This is a genomic window from Pseudomonas sp. FW305-96 (assembly GCF_058783825.1).
This window is the reverse complement of sequence record NZ_JBYSYW010000023.1, coordinates 29,930-48,172: the sequence shown is the minus strand read 5'-3', so window position 1 is coordinate 48,172 and position 18,243 is coordinate 29,930. Positions and strand designations below refer to the sequence as shown.

Genomic DNA, 18,243 nt, shown 5'->3' with positions numbered 1-18,243 from the left:
CGACCGGGGTGTTTGCTTAGTTACAGGGCTTCGGCCTTAATGACTGATCAACAAAAACAACACCAAGGAAGTGCGCATGCGTATTGTCATGTTCCAGCCCCTGGCCCTCGGGGCCGCGATCCTGAGCTGCTCCTCCGCCTTTGCCGTGACGCTGGAAGGCAGCGCGGTGGCCGCGCCTGATCAATATGGCGCACAGGTGGCCGCCGACATCCTCAAGAAGGGCGGCAACGCGGTGGACGCCGCCGTCGCCACCGCCTTCACCCTGGCTGTGACCTACCCCGAGGCCGGCAACATCGGCGGCGGTGGCTTCATGACCCTGTTCGTCGACGGCAAGCCTTACTTCCTCGACTATCGCGAGGTGGCGCCCAAGGCCGCGACCAAGACCATGTACCTGGACGACAAGGGCGAGGTGATCGAGAACCTCAGCCTGGTCGGCGTGCGCGCCGCCGGTGTGCCGGGCACGGTGATGGGGTTGTGGGAGGCGCACCAGAAGTTCGGCAAGCTCGAGTGGAGCGAGCTGCTGACCCCGGCCATCGGCTATGCGAAGAACGGTTTCAAGATTGCCCAGAAGCAATACCAGTACCGTGACGACGCCCAGGGCCTGTTCAAGACCGCGACCAATTTCAACGACTACTTCGGCAGCATGAAGGTCGGCGAGCTGTTCAAGCAGCCAGAGCTGGCGCAGACCCTCGAGCGTATTGCCGACAAGGGCGTCAGCGAGTTCTACCAGGGCAAGACCGCCGACTTGCTGGTGGCGCAGATGCAGGCCGACAAGGGCTTGATCAGCAAGGACGACCTCAAGGACTACAAGGCCGTGTGGCGTGACCCGATCGCCATCAGCTGGCGCGGCAACGTGGTCTACACCGCGCCGCCGCCAAGCTCCGGCGGCGTCGCCCTGGCCCAGCTGCTGGGCATCAAGGAAGACCGCGCGGCGGACTTCAAGGGCGTCGAGCACAACTCGGCCAAGTACATCCACCTGCTGGCCGAGATCGAGAAGCGCGTGTTCGCCGACCGCGCCGACTATCTCGGCGATCCGGCTTTCACCAAGGTTCCGGTCGACCAGCTGGTGGCCAAGGATTACCTGGCCAAGCGTGCCGCCCAGGTCAACCCGAACGCGATTTCCGCAACCGACCAGGTCAAGCCGGGGCTGGAGCCGCACCAGACCACGCACTTCTCCATCGTCGACAAGCAGGGCAACGCGGTGAGCAACACCTACACCCTCAACCTCGACTACGGCAGCGGCGTGGTGGTCAAGGGCGCGGGCTTCCTGCTCAACGACGAGATGGACGACTTCAGCGCCAAGCCGGGCGCGGCCAACGCCTTTGGCGTGATCGGCGGCGACGCCAATGCCATCGCGCCGGGCAAGCGCATGCTCTCGTCGATGAGCCCGAGCCTGGTGGCGCGTGACGGCAAGGTGGTGCTGGTGCTGGGCACCCCGGGCGGTTCGCGGATCTTCACCTCGATCTTCCAGGTGATGAACAACCTGTACGACTTCGGCATGCCGCTGGAGAAAGCCGTGGCGGCGCAGCGCGTGCATCACCAGTTGCTGCCCAAGGACACCATCTACTTCGACAGCTATGCGCCGCTCAAGGGGCAGGTGGCTGACGACCTGAAGAAGATGGGCTACGTGCTGGAGGACCAGGGCTGGGAGATGGGCGACATCCAGGCGATCCGGGTGACCGGCGAGAAGCTGGAGACGGCGTCTGATCCGCGTGGGCGCGGGGTAGGGATGATCGTCAAGTAACCCGAGGCGCAAATGAACGCGGGGCAAGCCCGCTCCCACGAGTCTGTGGGAGCGGGCTTGCCCCGCGATGCTTTACAGGATCAGACGCGGAACTGGCTGACCAGGGTCTGCAGGTGGCCACCCAGGCGCGCCAGCTCGACGCTGGAAGCGGCGGTCTCGTCGCTGGCCGCGGCGGTCTGCTCCGACACGTCGCGCACGTTGAGGATGCTGCGGCTGATCTCTTCGGCCACGGCGCTCTGCTGCTCGGCGGCGGCGGCGATCTGCTGGTTCATCGACTGGATGTTCGACACCGTACGGGTGATGCTCTCCAGCGAACCACCGGCCTTGCGTGCCAGCTCGACACTGCTGTCGGTCAGGTTGCGGCTGCCGTTCATCACCTCGGCGACCTGCTGGGTGCCGTGCTGCAGGCTGGCGATCAGGCCTTCGATTTCCTCGGTGGACTGCTGGGTGCGCTGGGCCAGGCCACGCACCTCGTCGGCGACCACGGCGAAACCACGCCCGGCCTCGCCGGCACGGGCCGCCTCGATGGCGGCGTTGAGTGCCAGCAGGTTGGTCTGCTCGGCGACCGACTTGATCACGTCCATGACGCTGCCGATCTTCTGGCTTTCCTGCTGCAGCAGGGTCATGGCCTCGGTGGAACGGTGCACTTCGTGGGCCAGGCGCTCGATCTGGCTGATCGCTTCACCCACTACCTTGTCGCCAACACGGGCTTCGTCGTCGGCGTTGGTCGCGGCATGGGAGGCTTGTTCGGCGTTGCGCGCGACTTCCTGCACGGTGGCGGCCATCTCGTGCATGGCGGTGGCCACCTGGTCGGTCTCGACCTTCTGGCTGTTGGCGCCGGCGCTGGTCTGCTCGGTCACCGCCGACAGCTCCTCGGCGGCGCTGGCGATCTGGGTCACGCCGTCGCGGATGCCGGTGATCAGGTCACGCAGGGTGGTGCCCATGCGTGCGATGCCTTGCTGCAGGGCACCCAGTTCGTCGCGACGGGTGACGCGCAGTTGCTGGGTGAGGTCGCCGCTGGCGATGCGGTTGACCACGTCCATGGTCTCGCGCAGCGGGCGGGTGATCTGGCGGGTGATGATGAACGCGGCGAGCACGCCGACCAGCAGCGCCAGCAGGGTGGCGGAAGTCTGCAGGCTGCGGGCCTGGACGCTTTCGGCGTCACGGCGCTCGATCTGGATCTTGTACAGCTCGTCGCTGCGCTTGACGATGTCGGCGCCCTGCACGGTCATTTCAGCACGGGCCACGCCAATGGCGGCAGTGGCGTCGCGGAACTGACGCACGGCGTCGCGGTAGGCGAGCGCGGCGCTTTCGAATTGCTGGATGCGCGAGGCTTCGGCCGGCAGCTGGCGCTTGAGGCTGTCGATTTCGTTGAGGGCGTTTTCCAGCTGGCGCAGGGCGGCCTGCTCGGCTTCGCTGGTCAGGTCGGCGATGTAGCTGCGCACGTCCAGGCGCACTTGCACCAGCTGCTGCTTGGCCTTGCTGATCAGCAGGTACTGGGCCAGGCGGCTGGCGTCGCTTTCGCTGCTGGACAGCACGGTGCTGCCGATTGCCTCGATGGCGTCATTGGCGCGGGCCGCGGCCTGGTTCATCGACTCGCGGGCGGCGAGGGTGGTCTTGTAGCCCTGGCGCATCTTTTCCAGCGAAACCCGGTATTCGCTGATGCTCTGGCCCTGCTCGCGCAGCAGCTTGAGGTTTTCGGGGCTCTTGAAGGTGTTGACCAGGTGCTGCTGCTGGCTGCCGAAGGCGTCGAGCTTGGCCTGGACGTTGGCTGCCGAGGCGTCGTCGCCGTTGGTCAGCATCCACTGCAGGCGGGCCACGCGCAGGTTGGTCAGGTCACTGTTGAGCTGGGTGATGTCGCTCATCCAGTTGCTGCGGTCGATAAGGCTGCCCAGGCTGTTCCAGCCGGTCAGGGCCAGCAGGCCGGTCAGGACCAGGACCAGGCCGAAGCCCAGGCCGAGTTTGAGGTTGACGCTGATATTGGCGAACCAACTGTTCATGCACGCTCTCCCAGAGAATGATTTCGCTCACTTGATCTCAAAAGCTGGGCGTTGTTGTTGTCAGATAGCCCGCAGATTTGTGTAGGACTTATCGGCAACGGAGGGAGAAGCTGAAACGCTTTTTCAGCAAATTTGTAACTTGTTGAATACGTTTATGTTTTTGATGTTGCCATTTGCGGGTAAGCCGGCTCCGCAGCAGGAACCGGCCCGCCGGCGATGGCGATTCTCAGAGGCTACGCGCGCTGAACGTGTCGCACTGGTTCAGGTCGCCGCTGGAAAACCCGGCCTTGAACCAGCGCACGCGCTGCTGCGAGGTGCCATGGGTGAACGAGTCGGGCACCACGCGGCCCTGGCCCTGCTGTTGCAGCCGATCGTCACCGATGGCGTTGGCGGCATTCAATGCCTCCTCGACGTCCCCCGGCTCCAGCCAGTTCAGGCGTTTCTGCGCCTGGTAGGCCCAGACCCCGGCCAGGCAATCGGCCTGCAGCTCCTGGCGCACCAGCAGGCCATTGTCGCCTTCCATGCGCTGGCCATTGCGCCGTGCGGCGTCGACCTTGGCCGAAACGCCGAGCAGGGTCTGCACGTGGTGGCCGATCTCGTGGGCGATCACATAGGCCTGGGCGAAGTCGCCGGCGGCCTTGAAGCGGGTTTCCATTTCGCGGAAGAAAGTCATGTCCAGGTACACGCGCTGGTCGCCGGGGCAATAGAACGGCCCGACCGCCGAGGAGGCAAAGCCGCAGGCGGAGTTGACCTGGCCGCTGAACAGCACCAGCTTGGGGTCGCGGTACTGTTTGCCGGCCTGGGCGAACAGTGCCTTCCAGGTGTCCTCGGTGTCGCCGAGGATCGAGGCGACGAATTCGGCCTGCTCGTCGTTGGCCGGCGGTGCCTTGCCGTCGACGTTGGCCGGGGCGGTCTGTTGCTGCTCCATCTGCCCGGCCAGCTGGCCGAGGATCTGCAGCGGGTCCTGCCCGGTAAGCCAGCCGATGCCGACGATCAGCAGGATGGCGCCGAGCCCAAGGCCCTTGCCGCCGCCGAAGCGCATGCCGCCGCCACCCCCTTCGCCGCGGGCATCGACCACGTTGTCGCTGCGTCGGCCTTTTCGCCATTCCATGTAGAGCTCTCCGGTTGCTGAAACATGAAGTCCAAGATTAGTTCAGTGCTGACCGAGGTGTATCCCCCGTCGCTGACACATAACCAAATGGTTATGCCTGGGACCGCTGAATTCAATATTCATCCCGTCGCACCTGCCGGAAACTGCAAGTCCGCCTGCCACGCCCAGGCGTTCGATAATTCCAAGAGAGGAAACCGGCATGCCCGCCCAGGACACCAGCCGCTTCGTGATCCGTGATCGCAACTGGCACCCCAAGGCCTTCACCCCCGACTACAAGACCTCGGTGGCGCGCTCCCCGCGCCAGGCGCTGGTCAGCATCCCGCAGTCGATCAGCGAAAGCACCGGCCCGGACTTTTCCCACCTGCGCTTCGGCGAGCACGACCATGACCTGCTGCTCAACTTCAACCAGGGTGGCCTGCCCATCGGCGAGCGCATCATCGTTGCCGGGCGGGTGGTCGACCAGTACGGCAAGCCGGTGCCCAACACCCTGGTGGAAATGTGGCAGGCCAATGCCGGTGGCCGTTACCGGCACAAGAACGACCGCTACCTGGCACCGCTGGACCCGAACTTCGGCGGTGTCGGCCGCTGCCTGACCGACCGCGACGGCTATTACAGTTTCCGCACCATCAAGCCCGGCCCGTACCCCTGGCGCAACGGCCCCAACGACTGGCGCCCGGCGCATATCCATTTCTCCATCAGCGGCCCGTCGATCGCCACCAAGCTGATCACCCAGTTGTACTTCGAGGGCGACCCGCTGATCCCGCTGTGCCCGATCGTCCAGTCGATCGCCAACCCGGACGCCGTCGAACGGCTGATCGCCAGGCTCGACATGAGCCATGCCAACCCTATGGATTGCCTGGCCTACCGCTTTGACATCGTCCTGCGCGGCCAGCGCCAGACCCACTTCGAAAACCGCTGAGGAGGCCCGTCATGCCTATCGAACTGCTGCCGGAAACCCCTTCGCAGACTGCCGGCCCCTATGTGCACATCGGCCTTGCCCTGGAGGCGGCCGGCAACCCGACCCGTGACCAGGAAATCTGGAACTGCCTGGCCCGGCCCGATGCCCCGGGCGAGCATATCCTGCTGATCGGCCAGGTGTACGACGGCAATGGCCACCTGGTGCGCGATTCGTTCCTGGAGGTGTGGCAGGCCGACGCCGAGGGCCGTTATCAGGACGAGTACCACCTCGAGAACGCCTTCAACAGCTTCGGCCGCACCGCCACCACCTTCGATGCCGGCGAGTGGACCCTGCACACGGTCAAGCCGGGGGTGGTGAACAACGCCGCGGGCGTGCCGATGGCCCCGCACATCAACATCAGCCTGTTTGCCCGGGGCATCAACATCCACCTGCATACCCGGCTGTACTTTGATGACGAAGCCGAGGCGAACGCCAGCTGTCCGGTGCTGAACCTGATCGAGCAGCCGCAGCGGCGCGAGACCTTGATCGCCCGGCGCTGTGAAGTGGACGGCAAGACGGCGTATCGCTTCGACATCCGTATCCAGGGCGAGGGGGAGACGGTGTTCTTCGACTTCTGACGCCCCCGGTCGGCAAGCCCGGCAACACTGGCCGGGCTTGCCGCTTGTACTAATGAGTTACGACTAGTCCTTTCGTGTCGTATCGCTGCGCGCGTCGTCAAGCCACTGAAATTCTGGTTGTTTTCCCGCCCTCATTGCCCCTGCCACAGGTACTAACACCAAGTTGTGAGCTACCCGATTCGGCGCCGTGCGCTTTCACTGCTGTTGTGAGCAAAACAATCAGCAGCAGCGGGAGTCCTTCCATGAACACTCAAGCGTGGATCAAGGCGGCAACGGCGCTGACGATGGCCGTGAGTCTGGGCCTTGCCGGTTGCAGCAGCGGCGGCGGCGGGCATCACAGCGAGGTCGATGGTTCGTCGTCCGATGGCGGCGCGGGGGCCGGAGCCGGTGGTGGCGGGGGCGATGGTACGGGCGGCAGTGGTGGCGGCGGTAGCGGTGGCACCACGACCCCGGGTGATGGCAGCGCCGGTACCGGTACCGGTGGCGGCGGTGGCACTGGCGGCGGCAGCACCCCTGGTGGCGGTGATGGTGGCACGGGCGGTGGTACCACACCCACTGCGCTGGTCACCGGCCAGGTGGTCGACCAGTTGGGCAACACCGTGTCCGGGGTCGGTGACGGCGTGAGCAATCTCGGCCAGGTGATTGGTTCGCTGCCCGTTGCCGGCAGTACCTCGCTGACCGGTGGCGTGGGGACGCTGGTGTCTTCCGCCGGCAACGCCGTGAACAGCGTCGGAGGCGGCTTGAGCGAGGGCCTGGGGCAACTGGGTACCGGCAACAATGCCGTGGGCACCACGGTGGGCGTGGTCGGTGCGGCCACCGCCGACCTGGGCGGCGGTGTCTCCGGCCTCGGCCAGGGCGTGGCCGGGCTGGCCAGCAGCGGGCCGGTCGAGCAGGTGCCGGTGGTCAACCAACTGGTTGCCGGGGCCGGCCAAGGCGTCGACCGGGTCGGCCAGGCTGTGACCATGCTCGGTGACACCCTGTCGCCGGTCGGCACCAGCGGCCCGCTCGCCGGGGCGACCCAAGGCGTGAGCGATGCCTTGGTGCCGGTGGTCTCGCTGGTGGAAAACACGGCGGCCAATGCCACGCGGCAGACCGGGCTCGCCGGTCCGCTGAACCAGGCGCTGAACCAGACCGGTGGTGCCCTGAACCAGGCCGGCCAGCAACTGGCGGGTAACGGCAACCCGTTGAGCAGCACGCTCGGGCAGGCGGTGGCCAATACCGGCACCGCGGTCAGCACGGCGAGCGGGCTGGCCCCTGTTACCGGCGGCCCACGCAGCGGCCTGCTGGAAACCGTCGGCGGCGTGGTGGCCGGTGCCGGCAGTGGGCTGACGGCAAGCACCGCCAGCCCGACCGTGAGCGGTATCGGCGGCACTTCGGTGCAGGCGGGCAATACCGTCGCCAGCCTGGGCACGGTGCTCGGTGGCAACGGCGTGGCCAACAGTGCTGCCGGGGCGCCGGTCGCGGCGCTGACCCAACAGGTGGGCAGCGGCCTCAACCCGGTGGTCGCCGGTGTATCCAGCGTGACTCAGCAAGTTGGCGCCAGTACCGGCGTCGGCGCACCCGTGGCGGGGTTGCTGAACCAGGTCGGCGGCGCGGTGGGCTCTGCCGGTACGCAACTGGCCGGTGCCACAGGCAGCCCCGTCGTCAGCCAGGTCGGTGCGACAGTGACCGCAGTCGGGGCCACGCTCGGTCAGGCGGGCACCTTGGTCAATGGCGGCGGCACACCGGTCAGTGGTCTTGGTGGCGCGCTGAGTGGTGTGTCAGGGGCTCTGGCAGGCGGACAGCGCTGACGCCACGGGCTACGCTCAAGGTGAGTGAGACCGACCGGCGCGCCGTTCGCCGGTCGGTCATCCCGCCATCCGTGGATCATGGAGTGTCCGAATGCGCCGATTGCTGCTGACGATGCTGGGGCTGTCCGCAGCCTGTCTGGCCCGGGGCGAACCCCTGCCGAGTTTCCTCAACAGCAACGAGACCGAACGCCGCCTGCCCACGCCCAACCTGCCGGTGGATGCCTACCGTCCCGACCAGCCCGGCTTGCGTGTGCCCAGCGTGGACACTTCGCGGCAACCACCGTTGCTGATGAATACCCGGGTGGCGGTGCGCAAGGTGCGTTTCGAAGGCGGCACCGTTTACCCCCTGAGCGATCTGCGCGAGCATTTCCAGCCGGTGATCGGGCGCGAGGTCACGCTCGCCGAGCTGATCGAGACCACCCGCCGCCTCACCCAACGCTACCAGCAGGACGGCTACCTGCTGTCATACGCCTACCTGCCACCCCAGGACTTCGCCGATGGCCGGGTGCGGGTGGTGCTGGTGGAAGGCTACATCCACGACTATCAGGTTGAGGGCGACATTGGCGCGGCGCGGGCCTACCTGGTGCAACTGCTGGACCGGCTGAAGGCCGAGCGTCCTCTGACCCGCGAAAGCTTCGAGCGCTATACCAGCCTGGCCGGGCGCATCCCCGGGGTGACGTTCCAGGCCCAGGTGCCGCCACCGGCGACCACCGACGGCGCGACCCGCCTGCTCGCGCAGGTGTCGCGCAAGCCGGTCACCACCACCTTGAGCCTAAACGACGGCAGCCGCGACGACCTGCAGGCGCTGCTGGGCGCCAGCAGCAACGCGCAGACCCGCTTCGCCGAACAATTGAGCGCCAGCGTGCTGGTACCGCCCGGCGAGGACAAGGAGCATTACTACCGCCTCGACTACAGCCAGTTCCTCGATGCCGAAGGCTCGAAGCTGCTGTTGTCGGCTTCGCGCTATCGCAGCGACCCCAAGGCGCGCATCCGTCTGGACAACGGCATCGACCTGACCCAGCACCGCGAAAACGAACGCTACTCGGTGGGCATCAGCCAATCGCTGATCGCCTCGCCCAGTGAATGGCTGGAGGTGGTCGGGCGCTTCTACGTGGTCAACGACCGCATCGATTACCAGGTGGTGGGCTTCCCCCTGCGCCTGGACAGCGAGACCGACATCCGCGCGCTGTCTTTCGAAGGCGACTGGCGCAAGGCCGAGGCGCGCCGCCTGCGGATTATCAGTGCCGGTGTCTACCAGGGGTTGGATCGCCTTGGCGCCAACACCAATGCCGACTACGATCTGGACTTCCTGCGCCTGCGGGTCTCGGGCGTGCAGAGCGACAACTTCAGCGACAACTGGCAGGGCGTGGCGTCGGCGGCGGCCTACTGGAGCAACGACAGCCTGCCCGACAGCGAGCGGGCAGTGTTCGGCGGGCAGAACTTCGGGCGCGGCTACCCCAGCGACCAGGGCTCCGGTGACAAGGGCTGGGGGCTGGCCTACGAGCTCAACTACAGTTTCCGGCGCGACACTGGCTGGCTCAAGGTCGTGCAGCCCTACGTGGCGCTCGACACCGCGCGGGCCTGGTTCAACGCGCTGGACGTGCGCGACTCGAAGATGTCGTCGGCGGCGCTGGGGCTGCGCTTTGGCGATATGCGCTACTACAACATCGCGGTGGAGGTGGCCAAGCCGATGTCGGACATGGCGCTGGACAGCTTCAACCGGCGGCCACGGCTGAACCTGAGTTTCAGTTATCAATTGTAAGGGGGAGCTGTGGCCCCCCCATCGCCGGCAAGCCGGCTCCCACACTGACCGCGCACCGTCTCAGGTCGAGCGCTTTCCTTGTGGGAGCCGGCTTGCCGGCGATGCGCCGCGTCCGCGGCGCCTTCTGTAAGGGCGTTGTACGGTGCCAAGTCCGGCGTTATTTCACCGCCTGCATCAACGGCTTGGGAAACAGATTCTCCAGCGTCTCGAGCAGGCGGGCGTGATAGATCGGCTTGCGGAACAGGTCGAGTACCTGCAGCCGCAGCAGGTCGCTGACATCGTCCATGTCGGCATGCCCGGACATGACGATCACCGGCAAATGCTGGCGCGCGGTATGTTCGCGCAGGCGCTGGACCAGGCCCAGGCCACTTTCCTCGGGCATGCGCAGGTCGGTGATCACCAGGGCGACATCGGGGTGGCGGGTCAGCTGTTGCAGGGCGGACCTGACCGAGGTGGCGGTGTGACAACAGAAACCTTCGTTTTCCAGCAGCTCGGCCAGCTCCAGCAAGGCCTCCTCCTCGTCGTCCACCAGCAGGATCTGTTGACGCAAGGAAGAGGTCGGCATGCTTGGCTCCGGGCGGTTGGACTACACGTCTCGCTGGCGCGGTGCGGTCACTGGGTGATCGCGGTCTGGATCTTGGTCATGATCTCCGACACTTCGGTGGAGATGGGGGTGACGAAGCCGGCCAGTACCACGGCGACCATGGCCGCGATCACCGCGTACTCGATACCGGAGGCGCCGTCCTTGCGCAGGAGGAAGGTCTTCACGTGGAGAAGGATCTGTTGCAGCAGCATGGCACGTCTCCTTGCGCTCGATGGGCGCCGGTCGGAGGGGCTTGATAAGTGATACCCCTTTGCCATCAGAGCATCGCCAAGCCGTGGCGGCCTGCAAATGTAAAAAAGCATTAATCCAAAAGTATTGGTTGGAATTGGCGGCGCTAAGTTTTTGTTTTGTCGGTGCGTCAATTTCGTGGCTCGAAAAAACCAGTACAGGTAATGGCGAAAGATTGCGCCTCAGCTACCGTCCAATAGCGAAATAGTTACTTTTTGCCATCATTGGTCCCGGGCGTAAGGGAGAGCGCAGATGAGCAGTCGCCTGACCATGATCCTCGCCGGCCTGTTCCTGCTCGCGGCCTTGCTCGCGGGGTACTGGGGTCTGCGCCTTAGCCGTCCGCCCGAGCCTGCGCCGGCACCTCTCACCCCACCCGGCGAGGCCGCCATCCCGGCCGCTGTCGTACCCGCCGCGCCCCCGGAACCCCCACGCTCGCCCATCGTGGTCCTGCGCAGGGCGGTCGCGGCCAACACCCCCTTGAGCGAGGAGGATGTGCTCCTGGAGCGTCTGCAGGTGGTGCCGGCCGGTGCTTTCCAGCAACTGGACCAGGTGCTCGGGCGCAGCAGTGCCCGCCCCCTTGCGGCGGGCAGTTGGCTGGACGAGTCGAGCTTCCAGGCCGGCGGCCCCCTGGCGCGGATGATTCGCGCCCACGAACGGGCGGTCGCGGTGGCCATCGACGATGTGATAGGTGCCGCCGGGCAACTGCGCCCAGGCGATTATGTCGACGTGCTGCTGTTCCTGCGTGAAGAAAACAACAACCCGCAAGCCTCCGCCCAGGTCGTGGTGCCGGCCTTGCGCGTGCTGAGCGTGGACCAGCAGACGGGCCTGGCCAACGATGGGCGCCCGGCCCAGAGCGCCGAAGAGCAGAAGGCCCGCCGCGACCAGCAGTCCATTGCCAGCAACCCTGTGCGCACCGTGGGCCTGGCCGTGCCCGAGGCCCTGGCCAGCCGGCTGATGCTGGCGGCCCAGGCCGGGACCCTGCGCCTGGCGGTGCGCAGTGCCGACGAGCCGCTGCTGGCCGGGTATTGGTCCGGCCAGGATGCCAGCCCGCAACTGGAAACGGCCAACCGCAACCTCTACCGCTTCAGCCAGCTGTCCCAGGTGCCCCTGGCCAGCCAGGCGGCGGCCGCGGCGGCTGGCGCGCCGACCATGCAGATCATCCGCGGCGCGCAGAACGGCGACAACAACAAGACTCCCTGAACCGGCAAGGATGCGATCCATGCGTAGTTCTTTGCGTGTTACTCCACGAGGCAACTGGCTGGCCCCGGCGCTGCTGGCCCTGGCCTTGCTCGCACCGACGGCGCAGGCGGCCGCGACGGGTTGCGCGGCCTTCGGCCAACTGCCCTCGGTCATCGAGATGGATCAGGGCCTGCAGCAGGAGCTGCGCCTGCCGGTGGCCATCACCCGGGCGGCGGTCGGCGAGCCCAAGGTGGCCGATGTCCAGCCCAGCGGCGAGCGGGCCGTGCTGCTCACGGGAGTGGGGCAGGGCACCACCAGCCTGATGCTGTGGACCGACTGCGCCGCCCAGCCGCATCGGGCCATGCTGTTCGTCAAGGGCCGGGCCAGCGCCGACATGGCAGAGGCCGCGCAACTGCCCACGGCCCAGGAGGATTTGCCCGTGCAGGTGCAGGCCGATATCCGCTTCGTCGAAGTGCGCCGCCTGAAGTACAAGGAGGCCGGCGCTAGGTTGTTCTTCAAGGGCTCGAACAACAGCCTGATCGGCTCGCCCAATACCGTGCCCAACACCGTGGTGCGCCCCGGCTACGTGCCGGGCGTCGCCACCGGCACCAACCCGGTGACCTACGCTGATGTGCGGCCCGGCATCCCGCTCGACAACGACGTCTTCAACATCGTCTGGGGCGGCGGCAGCAGTCGCTTCCTGGCGATGATCAACGCCCTGGAGAACAGCGGCTTCGCCTACACCCTGGCCCGCCCCAGCCTGACCGTGCTCAGCGGCCTGACCGCGAGCTTCCTGGCCGGTGGCGAGATCCCCATCCCGGTGCCCAGCAGCGGCAGCGACAACGTGTCGATCGAGTACAAGGAGTTTGGCGTGCGCCTGGCGCTGACCCCGACCGTGGTCAGCCGCAACCGCATCACCCTCAAGGTGGCGCCCGAGGTCAGCGAGCTCGACTACAACAACGCGGTGGTCATCGCCGGTACCCAGGTGCCGGGCCTGAGCGTGCGTCGCACCGACACCAGCATTTCGCTGGCCGATGGCGAGAGCTTCATCATCAGCGGGCTGATCAGCAGCAACGTACGCTCGGCCGTGGACAAGATGCCGGGCCTGGGCAACCTGCCGATCATCGGCGCGTTCTTCCGCCAGTCGGCGCTCAACCGCGAAGAGACCGAGCTGCTGATGATCGTCACCCCGCACCTGGTCCAGCCGTTGGCCGCCAATGCGCGCCTGCCGGAGCTGCCGGGCGAGGCGCTGCGCACCTACGACCCCAGCTGGGGCCGCCTGTTCTTCATGGAAAACGGCAATTTCGAAGGCCGTGGCGGGTTGTCCCAATGAGCGAAAGCCTGAACCAGACCTACCTGGCCCTGACCCGCAACGACGAAGACCTGCACTGGCTGCAGGGCGCGTTGGCACCGCTGGGGCAGGTGATCGGCGCCAGCAGTCCGAACCTCGACGAGTTGCTGGCGCTGGTCGACATGACCTTCAGCAACCTGGTGTTCATCGGCCTGGACCGCGAACAGCTGATCGGCCAGTGCGCGTTGATCGAAGGCCTGCTGGAAGCCAAGCCGATGCTGGCCATCGTCGCCCTCGGTGACGGCATGGACAACCAGCTGGTGCTGCACGCCATGCGCGCCGGCGCCCGCGACTTCGTCGCCTACGGCTCGCGCGCCAGCGAGGTGGCGGGGCTGGTGCGGCGCCTGGGCAAGCGCTTGCCGACCGCCACCAGCAACCCCAGCCTGGGCGGCCTCACCGTGCTCTACGGTGCCCAGCGTGGCGCCGACGGCGCGCTGCTCACCACCCACCTGGCGCGGGTGGTGCAGGAGAGCGGGCAGCAGACCCTGCTGCTCGACCTCGGCCTGCCCCGTGGCGACAGCCTGGCCTTGCTCGGCCTGGAGGCGTCGTTCCATTTCGGCGATGCCCTGCGCCACCTGCGCCGGCTCGACGCCACCCTGATCGACAGCGCCTTCACCCGCGACAAGGGTGGCCTGCGCATCCTCGCCTATGCCGATAACGACGAGGCCCTGCAACAGTCCAGCGCCGCCGAGCTGCACATGCTCCTCGGCGCCCTGCGCCAGCACTTCCAGCACATCGTCGTGAACCTCACCGGGCAGGCCGACAGCGAGGCGCTGCGGACCCTCGTCAGCCACTGCGACAAGCTGATCGTCTACACCGACCAGAACATCCTCGACTGCCGGCGCAACCTGGATGTGCTCGAGCAGTGGCGCGACCGTGGCATCAAGCTCGAGCACGCCAGCCTGCTGGTGGACCGCTACCTGCGCCAGGTGGCGCCGGATGCCGAGGCCCTGGCCAAGCGCTACGGGCTGCCCTTGCTCAAGGTCATGCCCTACAGCCCGGAAGTGCGCCTGAACGCCAAGAACCAGGGCCTGAGCCTGTTCGAACTGGCCCCGCGTGAAAGCCTTACCCAGGCCCTGCGCGGGCTTGGCGAGCGCCTGGCGCGGCGCTCGGAAAACCTGGCGCCGCCGGGCCAGAGCTGGCTGCGCCGGCTGTGGGGCAACCGATGATCAGCGAAGAACCCTTTGGCGGGCCCCGTCACGCGGCCAGTGACCCGCAGGCGCTCAAGCGCGCCTTGCACCGGCACGTGATCGATGCCATCGAGGACAGCGGCCGCAACCTGCTGGAGGGCGCGCGGCCGGTGCTGGCGCAGTTCGTCCTCGAGCAGGTGGGTGACTATGTGGCGCGTCTGCGCCTGGCCCTGTCGCGCTACGAGATGGAGCGCCTGGCCGAGGAGATCGTCGACGAGCTCACCGGTTATGGTCCGCTGGAGGTGCTGCTGCGCGACCCGAGCGTGACCGAGATCCTGGTCAACGGCCCGTACCGGGTGTTCGTCGAGCGCTCTGGCTTGCTGCAGCAGACCGACCTGCGCTTCATCGACGCGCACCATGTCGAGCGGGTCATGCAGCGCATCCTCGCGCCCCTGGGCCGGCGCCTGGACGAGTCGTCGCCAATGGTCGATGCGCGCATGCCCGACGGCAGCCGGGTCAACGCGATCATCCCGCCGGTGGCCCTGGACGGGCCGTGCCTGTCGATCCGCAAGTTTCGCCAGGACATGCTCAAGAGCGCCGACCTGCTGGCCACCCGGGCCATCGACCAGCCCATCTACGACTTTCTCGAACGCGCCGTGGGCCGGCGTTGCAACATCCTGGTCAGTGGCGGCACCGGCACCGGCAAGACCACCCTGCTCAACATCCTCAGCCAGATGATCGCGCCACAGGAGCGCCTGGTGACCATCGAGGACGTGGCCGAACTGCAGCTGCACCACCCGCATGTGGTACGCCTGGAAACCCGCCCGCCGAATGCCGAGGGCCACGGCGAGATCAAGGCCAGCGAGCTGATCCGCAATGCCCTGCGCATGCGCCCCGACCGCATCATCCTCGGCGAGATCCGCGGCGCCGAGGTGCTTGATGTGATGACCGCGATGAACACCGGCCATGACGGTTCGATGAGCACGGTGCACGCCAACACCGCCCAGGACGCCCTGCTGCGCCTGGAGACCCTGGTCGGCCTGACCGGCCGGCAGATTGCCGAGAAGACTCTGCGGCAGATGATCTGCGCCGCGCTGGACGTGGTGATCCAGCTGACCCGCCTGGCCGATGGCCGGCGCTGCGTCAGCGAGGTGCTCGAAGTGGTCGGGGTGCGTGACGATGTGTATGTCACCAACACCTTGTTCCGCCTGGACCGGCGCAGTGGCGAAGGCTTTCTGCGCGAGGCGCCGAACCCCGCCGGCGGCAAGCTGCGCCACGAAGGGGTGCTGTGATGGGGCCGCTGCTGCTGGCCCTGTCGCCCCTGTGCCTGGGCATGGCCTTGCTGCTGTGGCGCCTGGGCCTGTACAAGCGCGGCGAAGAGCGCATCCTCGACCGCATGGGCCGGGCCTACCGCGCCGTGCGCAGCGGCACGGCCCGGCGTGACTGGCTCGACCCGCTGTTGCAGCGGGCGGGGCTTGTCCATGCCGATTTCTCCCCACGGCCCTGGTTGCTGGGTTGGCTGGCGCTGACCGTACTGGCCGGCGTGCTGGCCGGCTGGGTGGCGGCGCTGATGGTGCTGGCCGGCCTGCCTCTGCTCGGCCACCTGTACCTGAGTTGGCGCTGCCGGCGGCGCCTGCAGCAGATCGTCCAGCAGTTGCCCGGCCTGCTCGACTACAGCGTGCGCAGCCTCAAGGCCGGGCGCACCCTCAACGAGGCGGTGCTCGGCGGCGTCGACAGCACCCGCGAGCCGTTGCGCTCGGCGATGCTGCGGGTGCGGCGCAACGTGCAGCTCGGTGTGCCGCTGGAAGATGCCGTCAGCGAGTTCGCCGAACTCTACGGTCAGGCCGAACTGCGCATGTTCGCCCTGGGGCTGCGCATCAACCAGCGCCACGGCGGCAACGCCAGCGAACTGATGGAGAACCTGATCAAGCTGATCCGCGAACACGAGCAGGGCGACCGGCAACTGCGCGCCATGACCGGCGAGACCCGCATCACCGCGTGGATCCTCGGCGCGCTGCCGCTGGTGATGGTCGGCTACTTCCTGTTCGCCAACCCCACCTACCTGCTGGCCATGTGGCGCGACGCCAGCGGCCAGCTGATGCTGCTATTCGCCTTTGTCATGCAGGCGGTCGGCTGTCTGGTGCTGTGGCGCATGATGAGGAGCCTGTGACCATGGCCTTGATGCTCAGCGCCCTGTGCCTGTTCGCCGCGTTCGCCCTGCTGGCCGCGCAGGCCATCGGCCAGTGGCGCGCTCGCCAGCGCGTGGCGCGGCGCCTGCAGGGGCGGCTGGACCGTGACGAGCGCCTGGGCGACTGGTTGCAGTGGCTGGGCAGCAGCCCCTGGGGGCGGCGCCTGCAACGGCTGGACGGCGAGACCCAGGCGCTGCTTGACCGCCTGGGCTGGCGGCGCAGCCGGCAACGCGCACTGTTCGCCGCCGTGCAGTTGGGCTTGCCGTTGCTGGCGGTGGGCGTGGCGCTGCTGTTGGTCCATGGCCTGCCCGGGGAAAACCGCGGGCACTGGGGCGTGCTGGTGCTCTGTGCGCTGGGCGCGGGCTACCTGTTGCCCAAGCGCCTGCTGGTCGTGGCGGCGGCCCGGCGTCAGCGGCGCATCGCCGAGGAGGTGAGCCTGCTGATTCCGTTGCTGCGCATCCTCTTCGAAACCGGGCTGGCGGTGGAGCAGGCCCTGCGCGTGCTGGCCCAGGAAGGCCGTAGCCTGGTGCCGAACATCAGCGACGAGTTGCGCCTGGTGTTGCAGCGGGTCGATTCCGGCCTGGCCCTGGGCCCGGAGCTGGAAAAGACCGCGCGCCTGCTGGCGGTGGACGAGTTCATCGACACCTGCGTCATCCTCCAGCAACTGCTGGTGCAGGGCAGTGGCTCGATGAAGTCGTTGCTGGCGCTCAAGGAACTGCTTGATGACCGGCGCCTGACCGGCCTGCAGGAGCGGGTGTCGAAGATGTCGGCGAAGATGTCGGCGGTGATGATGCTGTTCCTGTTCCCGGCCCTGCTCATCGTTCTGGCCGGGCCAGGGTTTTCCGCCCTGGCGCGGGCCTTGGGTTCATAAGCATCGAACATTCGGGCATTGATAGGGGAGACGCACAATGAAAGCCATCCTGACGTTCATCAGCCTGCTACTGCTCAGCGGCTGCGCCGGGCAGCCCCCCGAAGGCCTGGCGCGCCTGCTCGGCGGCGGCACCTGTGGCAAGCCCGACGCCGACCAGCAATTGAGCCTGGACATGGCCGACCAGATGATCAGCGAAGGCCGACCGCACGCCGGGCTGGCCCACCTGGAGCAGTTGCCCGACCAGCTCGACCAGGTGCGCCTGCGCAAGGCCAAGGTGCTGCGCCTGCTCGGGCGCGCCGAGGCCGAACCGCTCTACCGCAGCCTGCTCGGCGGTTGCCTGGCCGCCGAAGGCGAGCACGGCCTGGGGCAACTGGCCTCGGCCCGTGGTGACGACGCCCAGGCCCTGCGCAACCTGCAACGGGCGGCGCGGCTGGCGCCCACCGACGAGAAGGTGCGCAACGACCTGGGTGTGGTGCAGATGAACCTGGGCAATCACCAACAGGCGCGTTTCGAATTTCTCACCGCCATCGAGCTCAAGGACGACAACCCGCTGCCGGCCATCAACCTGGTGACCCTGTCGCTGGTGCAGGACAACTGGCGCCAGGCGGAGGACCTGGTCAATCGCCTGCACCTGAAACCCGAGCAGTTCGCCGAGGCCCAGGCCCGGGCGCAGCGCATTCTTGCCAACGGGCGTGGCCCGCTGGCCGCCACCGAATCCCCGGCCGCGGCCATCAACTGAGCGGAGGTG

16 protein-coding genes and 1 pseudogene are annotated in these 18,243 nt (G+C 67.2%); 12 read left to right on the top strand and 5 right to left on the bottom strand.

Features of this window, described 5'->3' with window-relative positions; genetic code table 11:
• The first annotated feature begins 76 nt into the window (after positions 1-76).
• Complete coding sequence (gene ggt, locus AC3WL2_RS17465) at positions 77-1,744, top strand: gamma-glutamyltransferase (RefSeq protein ID WP_102684469.1); 1,668 nt, start codon at positions 77-79, stop codon at positions 1,742-1,744.
• A gap of 80 nt (positions 1,745-1,824) precedes the next feature.
• Here the strand turns inward: ggt and AC3WL2_RS17460 are convergent, their stop codons facing one another.
• From AC3WL2_RS17460 to ypfJ, 3 genes and pseudogenes are all read right to left on the bottom strand, one after another.
• Positions 1,825-2,529 (bottom strand): methyl-accepting chemotaxis protein, encoded by a 705-nt coding sequence (locus AC3WL2_RS17460; protein ID WP_371918342.1) that lies wholly within the window; start codon positions 2,527-2,529, stop codon positions 1,825-1,827.
• A 198-nt stretch (positions 2,530-2,727) separates the two neighbouring features.
• Positions 2,728-3,609 (bottom strand): annotated as a pseudogene (locus tag AC3WL2_RS17455) (methyl-accepting chemotaxis protein); the annotation flags it as partial.
• 361 nt (positions 3,610-3,970) lie between these two features.
• On the bottom strand, positions 3,971-4,855 hold the full coding sequence (gene ypfJ, locus AC3WL2_RS17450; RefSeq protein ID WP_046854128.1) for a KPN_02809 family neutral zinc metallopeptidase: 885 nt from the start codon (positions 4,853-4,855) through the stop codon (positions 3,971-3,973).
• Positions 4,856-5,054: 199 nt separating this feature from the next.
• Between ypfJ and pcaH the strand changes: the two genes are divergently transcribed.
• The 4 genes from pcaH (at position 5,055) to AC3WL2_RS17430 (ending at position 9,943) form a co-directional block, all read left to right on the top strand.
• Positions 5,055-5,774 carry a protocatechuate 3,4-dioxygenase subunit beta gene (pcaH, locus tag AC3WL2_RS17445; RefSeq protein WP_102684467.1) on the top strand — a complete coding sequence of 240 codons (720 nt, stop codon included), beginning with the start codon at positions 5,055-5,057 and terminating at the stop codon, positions 5,772-5,774.
• A gap of 11 nt (positions 5,775-5,785) precedes the next feature.
• Entirely contained in the window at positions 5,786-6,391 is a 606-nt protein-coding gene (pcaG, locus tag AC3WL2_RS17440; RefSeq protein ID WP_102684466.1) for a protocatechuate 3,4-dioxygenase subunit alpha, read from the top strand.
• A 242-nt stretch (positions 6,392-6,633) separates the two neighbouring features.
• Positions 6,634-8,181 (top strand): collagen-like triple helix repeat-containing protein, encoded by a 1,548-nt coding sequence (locus tag AC3WL2_RS17435; RefSeq protein ID WP_102684465.1) that lies wholly within the window; start codon positions 6,634-6,636, stop codon positions 8,179-8,181.
• Between the two features lie 91 nt (positions 8,182-8,272).
• Positions 8,273-9,943, top strand: a complete 1,671-nt coding sequence (locus AC3WL2_RS17430; RefSeq protein ID WP_102684464.1) for a ShlB/FhaC/HecB family hemolysin secretion/activation protein — start codon at positions 8,273-8,275, stop codon at positions 9,941-9,943.
• Between the two features lie 157 nt (positions 9,944-10,100).
• Here the strand turns inward: AC3WL2_RS17430 and AC3WL2_RS17425 are convergent, their stop codons facing one another.
• Both AC3WL2_RS17425 and AC3WL2_RS17420 read right to left on the bottom strand, forming a co-directional pair.
• Positions 10,101-10,508, bottom strand: a complete 408-nt coding sequence (locus tag AC3WL2_RS17425) for a response regulator (RefSeq protein ID WP_046854132.1) — start codon at positions 10,506-10,508, stop codon at positions 10,101-10,103.
• Between the two features lie 47 nt (positions 10,509-10,555).
• Positions 10,556-10,738, bottom strand: a complete 183-nt coding sequence (locus tag AC3WL2_RS17420) for a Flp family type IVb pilin (RefSeq protein WP_102684463.1) — start codon at positions 10,736-10,738, stop codon at positions 10,556-10,558.
• Between the two features lie 289 nt (positions 10,739-11,027).
• Here AC3WL2_RS17420 and cpaB point away from each other — a divergent pair, with 289 nt between their 5' ends.
• From cpaB to AC3WL2_RS17385, 7 genes are read left to right on the top strand one after another with little or no spacing between them, the layout of a single operon-like run.
• Complete coding sequence (cpaB, locus tag AC3WL2_RS17415; protein WP_102690718.1) at positions 11,028-11,975, top strand: Flp pilus assembly protein CpaB; 948 nt, start codon at positions 11,028-11,030, stop codon at positions 11,973-11,975.
• Positions 11,976-11,994: 19 nt separating this feature from the next.
• Positions 11,995-13,287, top strand: coding sequence for a type II and III secretion system protein family protein (locus AC3WL2_RS17410; protein ID WP_102684809.1), 1,293 nt, complete (start codon positions 11,995-11,997; stop codon positions 13,285-13,287).
• The gene (locus AC3WL2_RS17405; protein WP_102684810.1) at positions 13,284-14,474 is read left to right on the top strand and encodes a CpaE/TadZ family protein; all 1,191 of its coding nucleotides are present in this window, start codon (positions 13,284-13,286) and stop codon (positions 14,472-14,474) included. Before AC3WL2_RS17410 ends, AC3WL2_RS17405 begins: the two co-directional genes overlap by 4 nt.
• Positions 14,471-15,727: a TadA family conjugal transfer-associated ATPase gene (locus tag AC3WL2_RS17400; RefSeq protein ID WP_038706838.1), complete on the top strand. Its 1,257-nt coding sequence runs from the start codon at positions 14,471-14,473 to the stop codon at positions 15,725-15,727. Before AC3WL2_RS17405 ends, AC3WL2_RS17400 begins: the two co-directional genes overlap by 4 nt.
• Positions 15,724-16,605, top strand: coding sequence for a type II secretion system F family protein (locus tag AC3WL2_RS17395; RefSeq protein WP_102684811.1), 882 nt, complete (start codon positions 15,724-15,726; stop codon positions 16,603-16,605). Before AC3WL2_RS17400 ends, AC3WL2_RS17395 begins: the two co-directional genes overlap by 4 nt.
• 2 nt (positions 16,606-16,607) lie before the next feature.
• The gene (locus tag AC3WL2_RS17390) at positions 16,608-17,495 is read left to right on the top strand and encodes a type II secretion system F family protein (RefSeq protein ID WP_102684812.1); all 888 of its coding nucleotides are present in this window, start codon (positions 16,608-16,610) and stop codon (positions 17,493-17,495) included.
• Positions 17,496-17,532: 37 nt separating this feature from the next.
• A complete protein-coding gene (locus AC3WL2_RS17385; RefSeq protein WP_102684813.1) occupies positions 17,533-18,234 on the top strand; it encodes a tetratricopeptide repeat protein in 702 nt (233 codons plus the stop codon).
• Positions 18,235-18,243: the final 9 nt, after the last annotated feature.